The organism is Novosphingobium sp. AAP1 (assembly GCF_001295765.1).
In the GTDB taxonomy this organism is placed as follows: Bacteria; Pseudomonadota; Alphaproteobacteria; order Sphingomonadales; family Sphingomonadaceae; genus Novosphingobium; species Novosphingobium capsulatum.
This window is the reverse complement of the sequence record NZ_LJHO01000001.1, coordinates 588,214-607,620: the sequence shown is the minus strand read 5'-3', so window position 1 is coordinate 607,620 and position 19,407 is coordinate 588,214. Positions and strand designations below refer to the sequence as shown.

Below are 19,407 nucleotides of genomic sequence, written 5' to 3'. Positions count from 1 at the left end.
CCTTTAGGGCAAGGAACCGCGCGTGGCGATTACTGCGCGGCCTTGGCCTGCTTGTGGTGGCGGATCACTTCCTCGATGATGAAGCGCAGGAACTTTTCGGAAAATTCCGGATCGAGCCGTGCGTCCTCGGCCAGCTTGCGCAGGCGCATGATCTGGCGCTCTTCGCGGCCGGGATCGCTGGCTGGCAAGGCTTTTTCGGCCTTGTAGGCACCCACGGCCTGGGTGATGCGAAAGCGTTCGGCCAGGATGTGGATCATCGCGGCATCGATGTTGTCGATGCTCTGGCGATAGCCGGCCAGAACCGGATCGGTGCCTTCGGCGGATGCGCTCATGTGCTTTCGGGCCTTTGTCAGTGGGGTATGCAAAAGTGTCGCTCTGCCGCTACCGTGCAACTTGCGACTTGCCAAGCCGTGCACCACGCGCCAAGCGGGCAGCAATGACTGCTACCCTCCATACGCTCCCCCGCAAGGCCGAACCCTCGCTGGCGCCGCTGATGGCGCTGGTGGCCGACGGCATGAACAGCGTCAACGCCGTGATTCTGGATCGCATGCAATCGCGTATCCCGTTGATCCCGGCGCTGGCCGGCCACCTCATCGCCGGCGGTGGCAAGCGCATGCGCCCCATGCTCACGCTCGCCGGGGCGGCCCTGCTGGGCTATGGCGGCAGCCGCCATTTCAAGCTGGCCGCAGCGGTGGAGTTCATCCACACTGCTACCCTGCTGCATGATGACGTGGTCGATGGATCGGACATGCGCCGCGGCAAGAAGGCCGCCAACATCATCTATGGCAATCCGGCCACGGTACTGGTGGGCGATTTCCTGTTCTCGCGCAGCTTTGAACTGATGGTCGAGGATGGCTCGATCAAGGTGCTGCGCATCCTGTCGGGCGCATCGGCCGTGATTGCCGAGGGCGAGGTCGACCAGCTGGTGGCGCAGCGCCAGGTGGAAACCAGCGAAGAACGCTATCTCTCGATCATCAACGCCAAGACCGCGGCCCTGTTCGCCGCTGCCTGCCGCATTGCCGCCGTGGTGGCTGAGCGGGACGAGGCAGACGAACTGGCGCTCGACGCCTATGGCCGCAACCTGGGCATTGCGTTCCAGCTGGCGGACGACGCGATCGACTATGATTCCGACGCTTCGGAAATGGGCAAGGACCAGGGCGACGATTTCCGCGAGGGCAAGATGACGCTGCCGGTGATCCTGGCCTATGCGCGCGGCAATGAGGAAGAGCGCGGGTTCTGGCGCGATGCCATCGCCGGCAATCGCAACAGCGACGCTGATCTGGCCCATGCCATCACCTTGATTCGCAAGCATGATGCGGTGAATGCCACGCGCGAGCGGGCGCGCCATTATGCCCAGCGCGCGATCGATGCCATTGCCGGCTTCCCCGCCAGCGCGGCCAAGGCGGCGATGGGCGAAGCGGCCGAATTTGCGGTGGCGCGGCGGTATTGATCAGGGCGTGACGAAGCCTGGTGCTGCGCCGCTTCAGCGGAATGCGTGCACCAGCCCGTCGATCACTGAAGATCCGGCCAGCGGGCCGATCAGCATCATCACCAGGTTGATCGCCACCAGCACCACCACGATGCGCTGCCGGCGCGGGGTGAGCCTGGGCGCCGGTTCGGGCTGTCGGTTGGGTGGGGCTGGCGGCCACGGATCTTTCAGGTCAAGAAACATGGGTCCTCTCGGGGCAGGCCGTGCCGCGATCGGGCACCGTTGCCCATTGTGGTATCATGAATCTGACCGCGTCGCACCGGCCCTCATGGGAAGTTTGGCCCGATTCGGCGCTACCGGCTTGTTTCCCAACGCATAAAGGCATGACCATGACTGCAGCAGCGTTTCGCCCGGTTCTCTATCTCAAGCGTTCGTGCCCGTTCTGCCTCAAGGCGGTCGCCTTCCTGACCGAGGCCGGGCAGCTCGACAGCGTGGAACTGCGTGCATTCTGGCCCGGTGACGAGGACGAAGCGCCGATCCGTGCGGCTCTGGCGCCGCATCTCGACAAGGTGACCTTTCCCACGCTGGAAGTGGAGCCGGGCCGCTTCATCGCCGATTCCGATGCCATCGTCGCGCTCTATGCGCAAAAGGCCGGGCTCGATCCCGCGACAGCGCCGTTCTACCAATATGTCATGGCCGGGCCGTTCCGCCGCCTGCGCGAGGCTTTTGCCGAGCAGCAGGAACTGGAAAAGCTGCGCGCGCAAGGGTGATGTAGCGGGGCCTTGGTGGCACGCTGTGCCGGCCCTCGCCAAGGCCGGGCCAAGGCGATAAGGGCAGGCGGGTGACCGACCTGCCCATCCACGCCGTCTTGCCCGATCTGCTGGCTGCCCTGGCCGCCAGCCCCAATGCCGTGCTCATCGCGCCCCCGGGCGCGGGCAAGACGACCACGGTGGCCACGGCGTTGCTGGGCGAGGCGTGGTGCACCGGCACGGTGATCCTGCTCTCTCCCCGCCGCGTGGCGGCGCGCGCGGCGGCCGAGCGCATGGCCGACCTGCTGGGCGAGGCACCAGGCGAGACAGTCGGCTATCTCACCCGGCTCGACAGCAAGCGATCGGCGCGCACCCGCGTGCTGGTGATGACCGAGGCGATCTTTGTCGCCACGATCCTGGCCGATCCCGAACTGACCGGCGTTTCGGCCGTGCTGTTTGACGAAGCGCACGAGCGGCATCTCGATTCCGACCTCGGCCTGGCGCTCGCGCTGGAAGCGCAAGGCGTGCTGCGCGACGATCTGCGCGTGGTGGTGATGTCGGCCACGCTCGACGGCACGCGCTTTGCCGGGCTGATGGGTGCCGGTTCAACGCATGGCGCGGCGGTGATCGAAAGCGCCGGCAAGGCCCATCCCTTGCGCGTTCGCTGGCTGGGCAGCAGTCCGCAGTTACGCACCGAGCAGGCGGTGGCCAATGCCATTGCCCTGGCCTGGGGCGAAGAGACAGGCGACATTCTGGCGTTCCTGCCCGGCGTGCGCGACATCGATCGCACGGCCGAAATCCTCGCACAGCGCCTGCCCCACGCGCTGGTGCTGCCGCTCCACGGGCAGGTCGATCCGGCAGGTCAGCGCGCCGCGATCCGCCGCGATCGCGAGGGCCGGCGCCGGATCGTGCTGGCGACGGCGATTGCCGAAACCTCGTTGACGCTTGATGGCGTGGCAGTGGTGGTCGATGCGGGACTTTCGCGCCGGGCAGAGTTCGACAAGGTGGCAGGGGTGACCCGCCTGGTCACCACCCGCGCCAGCCAGGCCGCCGCCGCGCAGCGCGCCGGGCGTGCCGCGCGCCAGGGGCCGGGCGTGGCCTATCGCCTGTGGGAAGAAGCCGCCCACGCCGGGCGTGCGCCGTTCGATCCGCCCGAAATCCTCAATGCCGATCTGGCCCCCCTGGCGCTGACTCTGGCGCAATGGGGCGCGGGCGATCCGGCGGCGATGGCCTGGATCGATCCGCCGCCGGCTGCGGCGATGGCCGCCGCGCAGGCCAGCCTCGCCGCCTTGGGCGCGCTGGATGGGGAAGGGCGCATCACTGCCCACGGCCGCGCCATGGCCAGCCTGCCGATGGAGCCGGCGCTGGCGCACATGCTGCTGTTTGCCGCCCGCCATGGCGCGGCGCAGGATGCGGCACGGCTGGCGCTGCTTTTGCAGGAACGCGGCCTTGGCGGCTGCGGCGATGATCTCGCCCGCCGGTTCGATCGCTGGCAGGGCGATCGCGGGGCGCGGGCCGATGCTTCGCGCAAGCTGGCCGCGCGCTGGGCCAATATGGCGGAACGGGCGGCGCGGGGGGGCTTCGACAAGCGCAGCCCGAACGGGGGGGAGGGCATGTCCCAAGGTTCCGTTCGCCCTGAGCCCGTCGAAGGGCGCCAGCGCAACGCCGCAAGGCCGCCGCTAGCCGTGCTGCTCGCCGAAGGCTTTCCCGATCGCATCGCCCGCGCGCGCGGCGCCAGCGGAGAGGAATGGCTTTCGGCCGGTGGGCGCGGCTATCGCCTTGATCCCGCCTCTCCGCTGGCCACGGCGCGCTGGCTGGTGATCGGCGATGCGCAGGGAGAGGCCAAGGGCGCCCGCATCATGAGCGCGCTGGCGCTTGACGAGGACGACGTCACCACCTGGCTGGCCCACCGCATGGACCAGCGCCACACCCTGACATGGAACGCCGGCGAGGGCCGGGTGGAAGCCCGGCTGGAGCGGCGGCTGGGCGCGATCGTGCTGGCGCGCGTGCCCGATCCGTCGCCACAGCCGGCAGCGGTTACGGCGCTGCTGCTTGATGTGGTGCGACGCGAAGGGCTGGCGGCGCTGCCGCTGGGCGCTGCGGCGCAAGCGCTGCTGACCCGCGCCCGCTATGCCGGGCTGGCCGCGCTCGACGAAGCGACCCTGCTCGCCGATCTGGAGGAATGGCTGGCCCCCTTGCTGGCCGGGCGGCGCGATCTGGCCATCGCGGCAGGCAAGCTGCACGAGGCGCTGGAAAACCGGCTGGACTGGAACGAGCGGCAGACGCTCGACCGGCTGGCGCCGCCGCACTATCGCTCTCCGGCGGGGACTAGCCATGCCATCGACTATGCCCACGAAGGCGGCCCGGCGGTGGAACTGCGGGTGCAGGCATTGTTCGGCCTCGATCGCCATCCCACGATCGGCCAGCCGCCGCGCCCGTTGCTGCTCTCGCTCACCTCGCCCGCCGGCCGGCCGATCCAGACCACGGCCGATCTGCCCGCGTTCTGGCGCGGATCGTGGCGCGATGTGGTGAAGGACATGAAGGGCCGCTATCCCCGCCATCGCTGGCCCGAACAGCCGTGGACCGAAGATCCCAGCCTCAAGACCCGCAACGCGTTCGAGGCGACGCGAAAGAGCTGAGCAAAATCAGCTTTCCTGCGCCTGTGGCTCGGTAATGATCCGTTCGCGCGCAGCGCGCAGGTCGCCGCCTTCGATCTGGATCTTGAGCCGCTCCTTGTCGCGCGCGCGGTACATGTCTTCGGCGCGGGTGATGATTTCCTCGCTAACCCCGGTTTCGGCCAAGGCCAGGCGCGCCATCTTCACCGCGGATTCCATCACCTCGCGGATCACCCACTTGGCCGGCGAGCCGCGCAGCCGCACCACCGCGCGCCGATCGAACGCGCGCACGAAGATGGCTGCCTGGGGAAAGGCCTGCTGCACCGCTTCCAGCGCGGCGGCATCCATCTGGTCGCCATCCATGCAGAACAGGATCAGCGCGGCCTCGTCCGCACCAGCCTGGCGCAGCAGGTCGAGCCGGGTGCCATCACCGAAATAGACCTTGGCCCCGAAATTGCTGGCCACGTCGATCATTTCCACGTCGGTATCGATCAGCGTAACCGTCAGGCCGCTGGCATTGAGCATCTGCGCCACGGTCTGGCCAAAGCGGCCATAGCCCACGATCAGCGCATTGGCGGCGTCGCCGGTGGGCCCTTGGCGTTCGCCCTTCACCGCGCGCGGATCGTTGCGCAAGGGCTTGGTCAACGCCATCAGGAACGGCGTGGTGGCCATCGACAGGGTCACGATCGCGCCAAACAGGCTGGCCGCCTCGGGCGCGATCAGCTGGGCATGCTGCGCCTGGGCAAACAGCACAAAGCCAAATTCGCCGCCTTGGCTCAGCAGCAGGCCCAGCGCCAGTGCGCCGCGCCACGGCATGCGGAAGGCAAGGCCGATGCCCATGATCATCGCTGCCTTCACCGCCACCAGCGCCAGCGCCATGGCAATCACGAACAGCGGCCGCTCGGCAATGGCATGAAGATCGAGCATCATGCCCACGGCCAGGAAGAACAGCCCGAGCAGGATGGAGCGGAACGGCTCGACATCGGCTTCCAGTTCGTGGCGATAGGGGCTGTCGGCCAGCATGACCCCGGCGATGAACGCGCCGAGCGCGGTCGACAGGCCCAGCGCCTCCATCACCGCGGCTGAGGCCATGACCGTGAACAGCGCGGCGACCACGAACATCTCGCGCTCGCCCAGGTTGCCGATCAGGCGGAACAGCGGCCGGATCAGATAGCGCCCGGCCAGGATCAGCCCGGCGATCGCCAGCACGGTATAAAGCCCCAGTTGCCAGCCCGGCGGGCCATTGGCATCGGCCGGATTGCGGCTGAGCGCAGAGATCAGCGTGATCATGGGGATGATCGAAAGGTCCTGGAACAGCAGGATGGCAAAGGTCCGCTCGCCAAACGGCGTGCGCAACCGGCCCGAGGCCTGGAGCATCGGCAGGACCTGCGCGGTGGACGAGAGCGCCAGCGGCAGGCCCAGCGCGATGGCGGCCGTCAGGCTGAAATCGGTGCCGAAGTTGATCACTGCCGTGATCGCCGCGCCGCACAGGACCACCTGCAACAGCCCCAGGCCGAGGATATCGCGCTTCATCCGCCACAGCCGCGACGGGTTCAGCTCCAGCCCGACCAGGAACAGCAGCAGCGTGATGCCGAGTTCGGCAATGCCCAGCTTCTGCTCGGCCTCGCCCACCAGGCCCAGCACCTGCGGCCCGACCACGGCACCCGCCAGCAGGTAGCCCAGCGTGGCCCCCAGGCCCAGCCGGCGGAACACCAGCACGAAGACCATGGCAAAGCCAAGCAGCAGAAAACCATCGTGAAGCATCGAGGGGGGCTGGTTCATGCCTCCTGCCTCGCCTTCCCTGCCGCCCGCGTCAACCCATCGTGGGCAAGCCGCGGCAACAAGGCGGCCGGGAACGGCGGCGCGTTGCGGGCGATCACTCCACGCGGTGGAACGTGGTGGTTTCAAGGCCGGGAATGGCATTGCCGGGCCAGATGATCGTTTCAGTCATCGATCGCTGGTCTTTGGCGACCGCATAGACGCGCGTAGAAACCGGGGCGCCGTTCTTGCCCAGGGTCATCACCAGCGTGTTGGGCGCAGGCTGGCGCAGCGATACCGTGTCGATGAAATCCATCGTTCCCGTCACCGGCGCGGGCACGCCATCGAGCGCCGCCGTCGATTCCGCCTTGTGGGCGGTGCCATCAGGACCGATCATGTCGACCATGGTTGTCCAGCGGCCGTCGGCGGCCTTGGCGAAGGCAATGGTGACCTTCTGCGGCCGCTCCTCGGCGGGAATCCGCGTCACATCGAGCGACCAGCGGCCGAGCAGCGGCATGGCCTTGGCGGGCGTCGCCTGCGCCGTTGGAGCGGGTAGGGCGGCCCCGGTGCGGGGCGGCAGCACCTGTCCGGTGGAAACCAGCAGGCCTGCGGCGGCAAGCGAAAGTGCGGTAAGCATGGCAAGCAATCCTTTCGACCATCGGCGCCCGACGATGCGGGGCGCCCCTGCCGTATCGGGCGCCTTGCCCGGGCCGGTAAGCTCAGGATTTCTGTCCCAACTTTTTTGGGCCGCCAGCATGCGCGCCAACTCGCGGCTGCTGCCCACCCCGGTCTTGCGCCGCGCATCGCGCAGCCGCTCGTTGATCGAGGCTTCCGACCGGCCCAGTTGCAGCGCGATGGATTTGACCGTGTGCCCCGCCGTCAACAGGCGCAGGATCTCGCGTTCCTTGTCATTCAAAGCCGCAAGCGAGACGGGTGCAGGTTCCGGGGCTGCCATGCCCCTTGCTCACCACAGGTGCCCCACAGCGTCCATCCCAAATTTCTTGGGTGACGATGGCATGCGTGACGCGGTGGATGTCGTGGGTGCAAAAATGGTGCCGGCTAGAGGAATCGAACCCCTGACCCCCTGGTTACAAAGCAGGTGCTCTACCAACTGAGCTAAGCCGGCATCGGTGCGTGGGTTTCGCGCATAGCCTCAAGTGGCCCCGAACGTCCAGCCCTCGGTGCGGGCAATTTCGGGGGTGAGGGCTGCGGGGTGCCACAGGGCGGGCGTGTGCGCCACGGTGCGCAGCCACGCGGCGGTGATCAGGGCGTCGCTCTGGTGATCGTCGATCGCGCCGGCGTGCCCAAAGGGGGCACTGCCCAGCGTGGCGAGGGCGTGGTCAAGGCTGGCGCCGTCGCGGATCTTGGAGCGGCTGGCAGGGCGGCCGGCCGCCATGGCGGCGATGGTGGTATAGATTTCGCAGACCACGCTGCCGCGCGCGGGCAGGGGATCGATCGGCCAGACGCTGATCTGCCCATCCAGGCGGTGCAGCACGCGCATGCCCGAGAGGCTGGACTTGCCCACTTGCGCCGCGCCCACCAGGTTGAAGTTGCTGTATGGCTTGCAGCCCATCGCCTCTTGCGCGCGCTCGGTCACGCGCAGGCGGCCGCGGCCGGCCGGAAAGCGATCGCCGCAGCGGCCGCCGTGGCGGCGGAAATGGTGCGACGGCTCTGTGGCATCGACGAAGCGGTTGACGCCCAGATGCGGCTCATCCGCGCATAGCGTATCGACCATGGCCCACAGTGCGCGCGCGTCGGCCGGGCTGGCGTCCCAGCCGGGAAAGAACGCGCCGCAATCGGCAAAGGGCAGCGACTGGCCCAGGTCCATGCCCACCAGGCTATCGGACGGCAGGTGGTGCAGCAGCCAGTCGAGCACCTCTTGCCGCGACCAGCGATGGCCGGGGCGCACCAGCACTGGGGCTGCGTCACCCGTTGTGCAGTGGGCGAGAGCGATGCCCTTGTGGCGCTCTCCCGCCGCGCCTGACCAGTCGACCGCCACGAAATGGGCAAAGCGGCTCATTCGTCCTCGATCGGCGTTTCGCCTCGCCGCTCGCGCCGCTTGCGGTCCCACCAGTCCAGCCGCTTGACGATCTCGCGCTCGAACCCGCGCTCGACCGGGCGATAGAAAGCCTGCGCGGCCATCTCTTCGGGCCAATAATCGGCGCCGGAAAAGCCATCGGCGGCATCGTGGTCATAGGCATAGCCCTTGCCATAGCCGATGTCCTTCATCAGCTTGGTCGGGGCGTTGAGGATATGCGCCGGCGGGCTGAGCGATCCGGTCTCGCGCGCGGCTTTCCATGCCGCCTTCATCGCGCCATAGGCGGCGTTGGATTTGGGCGCGGTGGCGCAATAGAGGCAGGCCTGGACGATCGCCAGTTCCCCCTCGGGCGAGCCGAGGAAAGTGTAGGCATCCTTGGCGGCCAGGCACTGGGTCAGCGCCTGGGGATCAGCCAGGCCAATGTCTTCGCTGGCAAAGCGGACCAGGCGGCGCAGCACGTACATCGGGTCTTCGCCCGCGACCAGCATGCGCGCCATCCAATAGAGCGCTGCCTGCGGATCGGACCCGCGCAACGATTTGTGCAGGGCGGAAATGAGGTTGTAGTGCCCGTCGCGGTCCTTGTCGTACACCGCCATGCGCCGCATCAGGAAGGCAGACAGGCCTTCGGGATCGAGCGGCGCGGGCAGATCGACATCGAGCAGCGTTTCGACCTGGTTGAGCAGGAAGCGCCCATCGCCATCGGCCGAGGCGACCAGCGCCTCGCGCGCGGGGGGCGTCAGCGGCAGGGCAAGCCCGGTTTCCTCTTCCGCGCGGCGCAGCAGCTCTTCCAGCGCGGCAGCATCGAGGCGGTGCAGGATCAGCACCTGCGCGCGGCTGAGCAGCGCGGCGTTGAGCGCAAAGCTGGGGTTCTCGGTGGTGGCACCGACCAGGGTGATCGTGCCGTTTTCCACCACCGGCAGGAAGCCATCCTGCTGCGCGCGGTTGAAGCGGTGAATCTCGTCAACAAACAGCAGCGTGCGCCGCCCGGCCAGCGCCATGGCTTCGGCCTCGGCAAACAGCTTTTTCAGATCGGCCACGCCCGAAAAGATCGCGCTGATCGCGATGAAGCGCATGCCCACGGCATCGGCCAGCAGGCGCGCGATCGAGGTCTTGCCGGTGCCCGGCGGCCCCCACAGGATCATCGACGAGAGCTTGCCGGCAGCAACCATGCGGCCGATCGCGCCTTCCGCGCCGGTGAGGTGGCCCTGGCCGATCACCTGGTCGAGCGCGCGCGGGCGTAGCCTGTCGGCCAGCGGGCCGTGGTCAAGCGGCTGGGATCGCGGGGTTTCCTGGGGTGGCGGGGCAAACAGATCGGCCATGCGGCACCGAGATAGGGCCTGCGCGCGAAAATTTCTCGAAAAATTTTAACCGGGGTCTTGCGCAGATGCTATTAAGATATATCTTAGCTGCATCGTGATGAAAGGAATAACGATGCGATTTGATAGTGAACGCCCCGGACGGGGCAAATTCGGTGGCTGGCGCGGAAGCGCTGGCGAAGGCCATGGTGGCCACTGTGGCGGCGGCCGGTTCGGCGAGCGCCTGGCGCGCAAGTTTGCCGGCCGTTTTGACGATGAAGGTGGTCCTTTCGGTGGAGGCCCCTTTGATGGTGGCCCCTTCGGCGGCGGCCCGTTTGGTGGCGGTCGGGGCGGGCGCGGCGGCGGCGGGCCGTTCGGCCGTGGCCGGGGTGGCCGTGGGCGCATGTTCGCCGCTGGCGAATTGCGCCTCTTGCTGCTGAGCCTGGTGGCCGAGCAGGACCGCCACGGCTATGAACTGATCAAGGCCGTGGAAGACCTCACCGGCGGGCAATATGCCCCGAGCCCGGGCGTGGTCTATCCCACCCTGGCCCTGCTGGTGGACGAAGGCCTGATTGCCGAAGCAGCGGGTGAAGGCACGCGCAAGGCGTTTACCGCGACCGAGGCCGGCCGCGCCGAACTGGCGGGCAAGACCGAGGAACTCAAGGTCATCGTCGATCGGCTGACCAGCTTGGCCCAGGCCGGCGCCCGCGAGGCCAGCCCGCCGGTGCGCCGCGCCTTTGCCAACCTGGCGTTGGCGTTGCGGCAACGCGTGGCGGGCGGTTCGTTCGACAACGACACGGCGCTCGCGGTGGCCGATATCCTGGATGAGGCCGCGCGTAAGATCGAGCGGCTGTGACGACACCACGCCGGAGTGGCCAACAGGCCGCTCCGGCGCCTTGGTGGGGGACACGATTGGAATTGCCAGACAGTTTGCGTCGCTTTAAGTCCGGGGCAGACTTGAAAGTACGTGATCCTGCCAGTGATGCCTGTAACCGATGAACCCATTGCCCGGTTGCACGCGGCCGAGATCGCGGCGTTTCCTTCCAATGAACTGATCACCACGCAATGGCTCCAGGCCAAGTGGCTCTGGCTGGTCGCGATGCTGCTGGCCGCATTGCCGCTGGCCCTGCCGCCCGTGGTGCCGCTGACCGACCTGGCGGGCCATCTCGGGCACTATGCGGTGCAGGTCGATCACGGTCGCTCGGCCGACCTCAGCCGATGGTACAGCTTTCACTGGAACCTTATCCCCAATCTTGGGGTCGATCTCGTCATGGAAGTGCTGGCGCCGTGGCTGGGCCTTGAGCCCGCCTTGCGGGCGGTGGCCGTCGCCATTCCGGTGTTGCAGGTTCTGGGGATTTTCTGCCTGGCGCGCAGCCTGCATGGCCGGATCACGCCGCTCGTGCTGTTTGCGCTGCCTTTGGCCTATAGCTATCCATTGCAGTTCGGCTTCCTCAACTTTGCCTTGGGCCAGGCGCTTGCAACCCTCGCCCTGGCGCTGTGGATTGCCATGGGGCGGCGCGGCTGGATTGCGGCGCGCTGGGCGCTGTTCATCCCGGTTTCCGCATTGCTGTGGACGTGCCACTTGGTGGCCTGGGTTTTGCTGTGTGTGTTTGCCGGCATGGATGAACTTGCCCGGCGCTGGCAGCCCGATGCATCGCGCAAGGGCAGGTGGCGCGCGCTGTGCCGGGCTGGCTGGGATGCTGGGCTGGCGGCCAGTTGCCTGGCTGCGCCGCTGATCTTGCGGATCGTCTGGCCGCTGCCACCCAGCGGACATGGGCCGACCGAGGATTTCTTCAACCCCGCGCTCAAGCTCACCTACCCGTTGATGCCGCTGCGCGATCGCTGGCTCGTGTGGGACGTGGCGGGCGCCATGTTGCTGTTGGGACTGGTGTGGTGGGGGCTGCGCCGCACAGGTGGGGACCGCGCCAGGCGTGTGGGCACCATGGGTTTGTGGTGGGGGTGCGCCGTTCTGGCCCTGGCCTATGTCCTGCTGCCCGCCACGTTGATCGGTGCCAGCCTGGTCGACATGCGGCTTGTACCCATTATGCTGATGGTGGCGCTGGTTGCGGCTTCGCCACGCTACCCGGATTCCGGCTGGCTGCGCTGGGCAAGTCTGGCATGGCTGGGGGCGGGATTTGCCGTTGCCCGCCTGCTGGGCAATGTCCTTAGTCTATGGCTGGCCGGGCAAACCATGGCGTCAGACCTGGTGGCGCTTGATGCGGTGCCGCGCGGCAGCCGCGTTGCGTCGCTGGTGCTGGAAAGCTGCAACGTATCGATCCTGCCATGGCAGCGGGAGCGGCGCACGCATCTGGGTGGCTATGCCATCGCGCGGCGCCATGCCTTTTCCAACGAGCAATGGATGGTGCCCGGCGGCCATCTGCTCCAGGTAAAGGCGCCATTGGCTGGGGCATTTGCCACCGACGATTCCGAATTCGCCAAGCCCGATGACTGCGCCAAGCCCAACACGATCAGCCGGCGCCTGGCGCAGCTGCCGCGCGCGGCGTTCGATTACATCTGGATCATCGATACGGCTGCCGTGCGTCCGGTGGCCGGCGCGATGCCGGTGCGGCGCACGCCCGGCAGCGTGCTCTATCGCATCGTGCGCTGAACGCGCGATGCTCTATGGCATTGTGCGCTGAACGCGCACTGGCGGCTATTTGCGTGTGCGCTTCTGCCGTACCAGGCGAACATAGGTATCGGCCACGGCCTGGTTGATGCGGTCCCAGCTGAATTCCTGGGCGCGCAGTTCGCCCGCCGCGCCATGCTGCGCACGCAGTTGCGGATTTTCCACGTAGGCGCGCAGCGCTTCGGCAAACTGGTGCACTGCGCCCGGCGTGATCAGGCGGCCGGAGACATGATCGTCGACGAGGCTCTGGCTGCCGGTGGCGGCTGAAGCCACCACGGGCAGGGCGCAGGCCATTGCCTCGAGCGTGACATTGCCGAACGTCTCGGTGACGGAAGGGAAAAACAGCACGTCCATGCTGGCCACGCCCCGGCCGAGATCGGCGCCAGACATGAACCCGGCGAATACCGCGTCGGGCAGGCGGGTTTCCAGCCATTCGCGCGCCGGACCTTCGCCGATCACCAGCACGCGGAACTTGGCGCCGCGTCGCTTCAATTCGTCGATCGCGTCGGAAAAGACGTCGAGCCCCTTTTCCATCACCAGGCGGCTGAAAATGCCGATCACCACATCGTCATCGGCCAGGCCCAGCGATCGGCGCCATTCCATGCTGCGCCGCTCGGGCGTGAAGATGTCGCGATCGACCCCACGTGACCAGATGCCGATATCATAGTTCATGCGCTGCTCGCGCAGCACCTGGGCCATGGATTCCGACGGGGCAACCAGCGCATCGCAGCGGCGATAGAACCGGCGAAGCATGGCCTCGATCACCGGTTCCAGCCAGGCCATGTTGTAATAGCGGAAATAGGTTTCGAACCGGGTGTGCACCGAGGCCAGCACCGGCAGGCTGTGCCGGCGCGCCCAGGTGACCACGCGGTGGGCGGCAACATCGGGCGACGAGACATGGACGACATGCGGATCAAACGCCGCCAGATCGCGCCGCACCCGGCCCGACAGCGCGATCGGCACGCGATATTCGGCGCGGCCCGGCACGGCCAGGGCAGGAATGCCGATCAGCGTGCCGGTGGGCTCGAACGCCGGATGTTCCACCTTGGGCGAATAGACCCGCACTTGTGCACCCTGGCGCATAAGATGCCCGACCAGGCGATTGAGTGCCTGGTTGGCGCCATCGCGGACATAGTTGTAGTTGCCGCTGAACAGCGCGATGCGCAGCCCGTCGAGCCGACCAGTGGCCGTCATGGTACGAAGATCAAGTGCCTGAGGATCAGGTGTGGTCTGGTTCACGGGGTGGGAACTCGTCATGGCGGCGCCATAGCGGGCGCGGGGCGGGATGGCGAGAGGCCGGCGCGACAAATGCCAAGGCGCCAAATGGCAACGCGCCCGCCGGACTGGTCCGACGGGCGCGCCTGTCAGGGTTTCACGCTATGCTGGCGGCGGGTTTACCAGCCGCGATGCCAGCGCGGATAACCGCCATAACCGTAATAGGCCGGGCCGCTGCGATAGACTTCGCGATAGACATAGGTCCGCGGGGGCGGCGGCGGCGGGGCATAATAGCCGCCATAATAGGCCGGGCCTTCATAGTAATAGCTCGGCGGCGGGGGCGGCGGGGCATAGCCTTCTTCCACCACATAGCCGCGGTGCGGATGGTCCGACGCGATCGCAGCACCCACGGCCAGGCCCAGGATACCGGCGCCAATCGCCAGACCGGCGCCACCGCCACCACGATGCCAGCCATGGGCCTCTGCCGGGGCGGCAGTGGCCATCACGGTGGCGCCCAGGGCGCCGGCCAGCAGAACCTTGCTCAAAAGCTTCATGGCTCGTCTCCAACCCGCTGCCTTGTCCAAAAGAGCCTCATGCTCGCAGCGGGGTTCGTTGCAGCAACCTTATGCAACACGCGCTGAACCGGCGATGAAACCTTTGTTCAGGCAATGACAGACATGAAAAAAGGCGCCCCGTTGCCGGAGCGCCCCTTTTCGCTGATCAAGCCTGGCCCGCAAAGGGCCGCAAAATCAGGCGTTTTCCTTCTTGCGGCTGGCCTTCTTGCGCTCGTTGGGATCAAGGATCGCCTTGCGCAGACGCACCGTCTGGGGGGTCACTTCGACCATTTCATCGTCGTCGATATAAGCGATGGCCTGCTCCAGCGTCATGATGCGCGGGGGGGTGAGGCGAATCGCGTCGTCCTTGCCGGTCGAACGGAAGTTCGTCAGCTGCTTGGACTTCATCGGGTTGACTTCGAGATCGTCGGGCTTGGCGTTTTCGCCAATGATCATGCCTTCATAGACCTTGTCCTGCGGGCGCACGAACAGCACGCCGCGGTCTTCCAGGCTGTTGAGGGCATAGGCCACCGCTTCGCCGGTCGCGTTCGAGATCAGCACGCCGTTCTGGCGGCCTTCGATCGCGCCCTTGTGCGGGCCATACTTTTCGAACAGGCGGTTCATGATCCCGGTGCCGCGCGTGTCGGACAGGAATTCGCCGTGGTAGCCGATCAGCCCGCGCGACGGAGCCGAGAAAGTGATGCGGGTCTTGCCGGCGCCCGAGGGACGCATGTCGGTCAGCTCGGCCTTGCGGCGCTGCATCTTTTCGACGACCGTGCCGGAGAATTCGTCGTCCACGTCGATCAGCACGGTTTCATACGGCTCGGTGCGGCCGTTTTCGTCGGTGCCGAACAGCACGCGCGGGCGGCTGATGCCCAGTTCAAAGCCTTCGCGGCGCATCGTTTCGATCAGCACGCCCAGCTGCAGTTCGCCGCGGCCGGCCACTTCGAAGCTGTCCTTGTCGGCGCTTTCGGTGACGCGGATGGCCACGTTGGTTTCCGCTTCGCGCATCAGGCGGTCGCGGATCATGCGGCTCGTCACCTTGTCGCCTTCGCGGCCGGCAAACGGGCTGTCGTTCACCGAAAAGCGCATCGCCAGCGTCGGCGGATCGATCGGCTGGGCGGCAATCGGGGTCGAGACCGAAGGATCGGCCACGGTGTTGGCCACGGTCGCCTTTTCGAGGCCGGCGAGCGCGATGATGTCGCCAGCGCGGGCTTCTTCCACCGGCACGCGTTCCAGGCCGCGGAACGACAGAATCTTAGAGGCGCGGCCCACTTCCAGCACCTTGCCATCGCGATCGATCGCGTGGATCGGCTGGTTGAGCTTGATCGTGCCCGACTGCACGCGGCCGGTCAGCACGCGGCCCATGAAGTTGTCACGATCGAGCAGGGTGGCCAGGAAGCTGAACGGACCATCGACGTCGAGCGACGGGGCCGGCACGTGGCTGACGATCTTTTCGAACAGCGGCAGCAGGTTGCCTTCGCGCACGGTTTCGTCGTTGCCGGCATAGCCGTTGCGGCCCGAAGCATAGAGCACGGGGAATTCAAGCTGTTCGTCGTTGGCATCGAGGCTGACGAAGAGATCGAACACTTCGTCGAGCACTTCCTGCGGGCGGCCATCGGGGCGGTCGATCTTGTTGACCACCACGATCGGCTTGAGGCCAAGGGCCAGCGCCTTGCCGGTGACGAACTTGGTCTGCGGCATCGCGCCTTCCGAGCTGTCGACCAGCAGGATCACGCCATCGACCATCGAGAGGATGCGTTCCACTTCGCCGCCGAAGTCGGCGTGGCCGGGGGTGTCGACGATGTTGATTCGCGTCGTCTCGTTGGTGGCCGGATTGGTCCACTCCACCGAGGTGCACTTGGCCAGAATGGTGATCCCACGTTCCTTTTCCAGGTCGTTGGAATCCATCGCGCGTTCTTCCACGCGCTGGTTGTCGCGGAACGTGCCGGATTGGCGGAACAGCTGGTCAACCAGCGTGGTCTTGCCGTGGTCGACGTGGGCGATGATCGCAATATTGCGCAAGGGCAGTGACATGAAAGGCTTTCTTCGACAGACCGTAACGTGCGGCCGGGATACTGGAGCTTGCAGCAGGCGCTGTGTCGGGAAGATCCCGTCATCTCGGTTCTGGCCGCACTTGGGCGCGCGCTTACTCGTTATTGTGCGTTGCCACAAGGGCGACTGGCAAAAGAGCCTGCCGCGATGATGTGGCGCAGGCGCAACAGTACCGCCAAAACGCCGCCAAATCCGGCCGAAATGCCCGGAAATGACACGGATTGCGGTTTATGGCCGAATGTAACCGCGCTAGCAGAAAGGCGCGGCGTGGCCGGCCAACACGGGGGGTGTTGCCAGCCACGCGGTCAACAGGGCGCGCATACCACAAGACATGCAGGGTCGGGGCGAACACAGCGATGATGCACGGCGGCGCCGGCTTGCGGTAAACCGCAAGCTGCTGATTACGGCCGCTTGGCTGCCGCTTGGCCTAGCCATCGCGCCCACCGCCCATGCTGCCGGCGATGGCCCGGCCGAGGTGGCCGCAAGCGGCGAGGGGGCAGATGGCACTATCGTCGTCACCGCGACCAAGCGTGCGGCCAGCCTGGAAGACGTGCCGGTGGCGGTCAGCGTGGCCAGCGGCGAGGCCATCGCGCGGGCACAGATCCGCGATCTGAAAGACCTGACCAGCCTGGTGCCCTCGCTGTCGATGCAGCAGTTGCAGAGCCCGGCCAACGTCAACATCTACATCCGTGGCTTTGGCAACGGCGCCAACAACAGCGGAATCGAACCCTCGGTCGGGGTATTCGTCGATGGCGTCTATCGCTCGCGCACGGCAGCGCAGATTGCCGATCTGCCCGATGTGGAGCAGGTGGAAGTCTTGCGCGGCCCGCAATCCACGCTGTTCGGCAAAAACGCGTCGGCCGGGGTCATCTCGATCATTACGCGCCTGCCGCAGTTCACGCCCGGCGCGGATTTCGAGGCGAGCTATGGCAACTATAACGCCCAGGTGTTCAAGGGTTTGGTCACTGGTCCCTTGACCGATACCCTGGCGGTGAGCGTGGCGGCCGGGCGCAACCGGCGCGACGGCTTTATCGTCGATCCCGATAGCGGCCAGCGCAGCAACGGCCGCAACCGCTGGTTCGTGCGCGGCCAGGCGCTGTGGCAGCCCGGCGATGATCTGTCGCTGCGGGTGATCGGCGATTACGGCCTGATCGACGAGGTGTGCTGCGCGCCGGTCAATGTCCAGTCCTCTGCCGCGACCCAGGCGGTCTTGGCGATCGGCGGCAAGGTCAATGCGCCCGATGCGATCTATGCCGATCAGGCCTGGTGGAATTTCGATTCGACCAACCGCATCGCCAACTACGGCTTTTCCGGTCAGCTCGACTATAAGGCCAGCCGGTTCAAGCTGACGGCGATTTCGGCGTGGCGGCGGCTGACCTCGGCCACCAACCAGGATTCCGATTTCACCAGCGGTCAGATGCTGGCGCGCAATGCCCAAGACCTGACGCTGTCGACCTTTACCGAGGAACTGCGCCTGGCGACCGACCTGCCCGGGCCGTTCAACGCGCTCGCCGGGGTCTATTACTTCAACGAGGCGCTGGACCAGCGCAATGCCATCGCCTTTGGCCGGGACATGCGCGCCTATGCCAACCTGCTGGTGCAGGGGGCGAGTGCCGGAGCATTGAGCGTGCCGTTGCTGGAGCAGGTGCTGGGCGGCCTGGACGGCGATCCCGCCCGCTATGCCGGCCGCTTCTTTGCCAGCGGGCAGGGTTCCAACGAACGCTATCGCCTGCGTAACGAGGCGTTCTCGGCATTTTTCCAAGGCGATCTCAAGCTCGGTGGCGCGCTCACGCTGACGGCGGGTGCTGCCTTTACCAGCGATACCAAGCGCTATGCGATCGTCGGCGAAACCACCGACGCTTTTGCCGGCGTGGACCTTGACGGTCGCGCCTATGCCCCGTTCCGGCAGCAACTGCTGGCCGCCGCCGGTTTTCGCGCGCGTGGCGTCAACCCGCAGAGCCCGGCGGCGATCGCGGCCTTTGCCCAGGCCGATCCCCAGGGCTATGCCGCCGTGTTGGGGCGCGCTGCGGCCAATGCCAACAACCCGGCGGCCAATCCGCTTGGCGCCCTGCGCCGGCTGCAGCTTTTCCCGCCCTATGTTGACGTGCCCAATGCGGTGGAACCGGGCCGCACGCATGACCAGCGGCTGACCTGGACAGCACGTGCAACAGTCATGCTCAACCGGCGCGTGCACGCCTATGCCAGCGTCGCCACCGGGTTCAAGGCCAGCTCGATCAACCTGTCGCGCGACAGCCGCCCGTTTCCGGCCGACCAGGCCGCGTTGGAGGCCGCCGGCCTGGCCCAGGTCAACCAGACCTATGCCACCCGCTTTGCCGGGCCAGAGCGTACCACCGTCTATGAGCTGGGCCTCAAGGCGCAGTGGGGGCTGGCCACGGCCAATATCGCGGTGTTCGACCAGACCATCAGCGGCTTTCAGTCCAACGTCTTTACCGGCATTGGTTTCGCACTGGTCAACGCCGGCAAGGAGCGCGTGCGCGGGGTGGAAGTGGAAACCGTGCTGCGCCCGGCGCCAGGCCTGACGCTTTCGGGCAGCGCCACCTGGCTCGATCCGCTGTACCATGATTTCACGATGTCGGCGGTGGGCGATCTGTCCGGACGGCGGCCGGCCGGCATTCCCGCCCTGTCGTTCACCCTGGCGGGGCAATACGAGCACCGCCTGGGCCGCACCGCGCGCCTGTTCTTGCGGGCGGATTTCCATCATGAAAGCCCGGTGATCACGGAAGAGGGGCTGCCCGGTTTCCTTGATCTGGGCACGGCCGCCGCGATCGCCGCGTCGGCGCAATACAAGCGGCGCATCGACGAAGTGAATGCCGCGCTGGGCCTGGCCCCCCGCGCCCGCACCGAATTTACGCTGTGGGCGCGCAACCTGACCAACAACCGCACACTGACCAAGGTTTTCGATTCGGTGGCCCAGCCTCTGGCAATTTCGGGTTACACCAACCAGCCGCGCACCTATGGTGCATCGGTGCGTTATCGCTTCTAACCCGGACGCGAAGCGCAAGACTTGCAAGGGGGCTGCCTGGCGGCCCCCTTTTTCTTGTCATGTCGATAT

At 66.7% G+C, this 19,407-nt stretch carries 15 protein-coding genes and 1 tRNA gene; 6 read left to right on the top strand and 10 right to left on the bottom strand.

From position 1 onward, the window contains the following. Nucleotides 1–29: 29 nt before the first annotated feature. On the bottom strand, nucleotides 30–332 hold the full coding sequence (locus IP65_RS02650) for a chorismate mutase (RefSeq protein ID WP_054130648.1): 303 nt from the start codon (nucleotides 330–332) through the stop codon (nucleotides 30–32). Nucleotides 333–436: 104 nt separating this feature from the next. Between IP65_RS02650 and IP65_RS02645 the strand changes: the two genes are divergently transcribed. Beyond that, entirely contained in the window at nucleotides 437–1,450 is a 1,014-nt protein-coding gene (locus IP65_RS02645) for a polyprenyl synthetase family protein (protein ID WP_022677958.1), read from the top strand. A gap of 33 nt (nucleotides 1,451–1,483) precedes the next feature. Here IP65_RS02645 and IP65_RS02640 read toward each other — a convergent pair whose 3' ends face one another. Further along, a complete protein-coding gene (locus IP65_RS02640; protein ID WP_054130647.1) occupies nucleotides 1,484–1,672 on the bottom strand; it encodes a hypothetical protein in 189 nt (62 codons plus the stop codon). A 140-nt stretch (nucleotides 1,673–1,812) separates the two neighbouring features. On the opposite strand from IP65_RS02640, the gene IP65_RS02635 reads away from it, so the two are divergent. Both IP65_RS02635 and hrpB read left to right on the top strand, forming a co-directional pair. Beyond that, a complete protein-coding gene (locus tag IP65_RS02635; RefSeq protein WP_197279194.1) occupies nucleotides 1,813–2,199 on the top strand; it encodes a glutaredoxin in 387 nt (128 codons plus the stop codon). A 71-nt stretch (nucleotides 2,200–2,270) separates the two neighbouring features. Continuing rightward, entirely contained in the window at nucleotides 2,271–4,817 is a 2,547-nt protein-coding gene (gene hrpB / locus IP65_RS02630) for an ATP-dependent helicase HrpB (RefSeq protein WP_054130646.1), read from the top strand. Between the two features lie 6 nt (nucleotides 4,818–4,823). On the opposite strand, the gene IP65_RS02625 is transcribed toward hrpB, so the two are convergent. The 5 genes from IP65_RS02625 to IP65_RS02605 all read right to left on the bottom strand — a co-directional run bounded on the left by IP65_RS02625 (nucleotide 4,824) and on the right by IP65_RS02605 (nucleotide 9,908). Beyond that, entirely contained in the window at nucleotides 4,824–6,575 is a 1,752-nt protein-coding gene (locus IP65_RS02625) for a cation:proton antiporter (protein ID WP_054130645.1), read from the bottom strand. Between the two features lie 94 nt (nucleotides 6,576–6,669). Then, nucleotides 6,670–7,506, bottom strand: a complete 837-nt coding sequence (locus IP65_RS02620) for a helix-turn-helix transcriptional regulator (RefSeq protein ID WP_082349715.1) — start codon at nucleotides 7,504–7,506, stop codon at nucleotides 6,670–6,672. 95 nt (nucleotides 7,507–7,601) lie between these two features. After that, nucleotides 7,602–7,677 (bottom strand) — tRNA-Thr (locus IP65_RS02615). Between the two features lie 27 nt (nucleotides 7,678–7,704). Further along, nucleotides 7,705–8,571, bottom strand: a complete 867-nt coding sequence (locus IP65_RS02610; RefSeq protein WP_054130644.1) for a hypothetical protein — start codon at nucleotides 8,569–8,571, stop codon at nucleotides 7,705–7,707. Further along, entirely contained in the window at nucleotides 8,568–9,908 is a 1,341-nt protein-coding gene (locus IP65_RS02605) for a replication-associated recombination protein A (protein WP_054130643.1), read from the bottom strand. Before IP65_RS02605 ends, IP65_RS02610 begins: the two co-directional genes overlap by 4 nt. Before the next feature lie 112 nt (nucleotides 9,909–10,020). Between IP65_RS02605 and IP65_RS02600 the strand changes: the two genes are divergently transcribed. After that, nucleotides 10,021–10,740 (top strand): PadR family transcriptional regulator, encoded by a 720-nt coding sequence (locus IP65_RS02600; protein ID WP_082349714.1) that lies wholly within the window; start codon nucleotides 10,021–10,023, stop codon nucleotides 10,738–10,740. 126 nt (nucleotides 10,741–10,866) lie between these two features. Continuing rightward, nucleotides 10,867–12,492, top strand: a complete 1,626-nt coding sequence (locus tag IP65_RS02595) for a hypothetical protein (RefSeq protein WP_156306361.1) — start codon at nucleotides 10,867–10,869, stop codon at nucleotides 12,490–12,492. A 45-nt stretch (nucleotides 12,493–12,537) separates the two neighbouring features. Here the strand turns inward: IP65_RS02595 and IP65_RS02590 are convergent, their stop codons facing one another. The 3 genes from IP65_RS02590 to typA all read right to left on the bottom strand — a co-directional run bounded on the left by IP65_RS02590 (nucleotide 12,538) and on the right by typA (nucleotide 16,316). Continuing rightward, nucleotides 12,538–13,704, bottom strand: a complete 1,167-nt coding sequence (locus tag IP65_RS02590) for a glycosyltransferase family 1 protein (RefSeq protein ID WP_054130641.1) — start codon at nucleotides 13,702–13,704, stop codon at nucleotides 12,538–12,540. A 200-nt stretch (nucleotides 13,705–13,904) separates the two neighbouring features. Next, on the bottom strand, nucleotides 13,905–14,279 hold the full coding sequence (locus IP65_RS02585) for a hypothetical protein (protein ID WP_022677909.1): 375 nt from the start codon (nucleotides 14,277–14,279) through the stop codon (nucleotides 13,905–13,907). Nucleotides 14,280–14,474: 195 nt separating this feature from the next. Further along, nucleotides 14,475–16,316, bottom strand: coding sequence for a translational GTPase TypA (gene typA / locus IP65_RS02580; protein ID WP_022677908.1), 1,842 nt, complete (start codon nucleotides 16,314–16,316; stop codon nucleotides 14,475–14,477). A 349-nt stretch (nucleotides 16,317–16,665) separates the two neighbouring features. Here typA and IP65_RS02575 point away from each other — a divergent pair, with 349 nt between their 5' ends. Next, on the top strand, nucleotides 16,666–19,338 hold the full coding sequence (locus IP65_RS02575) for a TonB-dependent receptor (RefSeq protein WP_082349713.1): 2,673 nt from the start codon (nucleotides 16,666–16,668) through the stop codon (nucleotides 19,336–19,338). The last annotated feature ends 69 nt before the right edge of the window (nucleotides 19,339–19,407 follow it).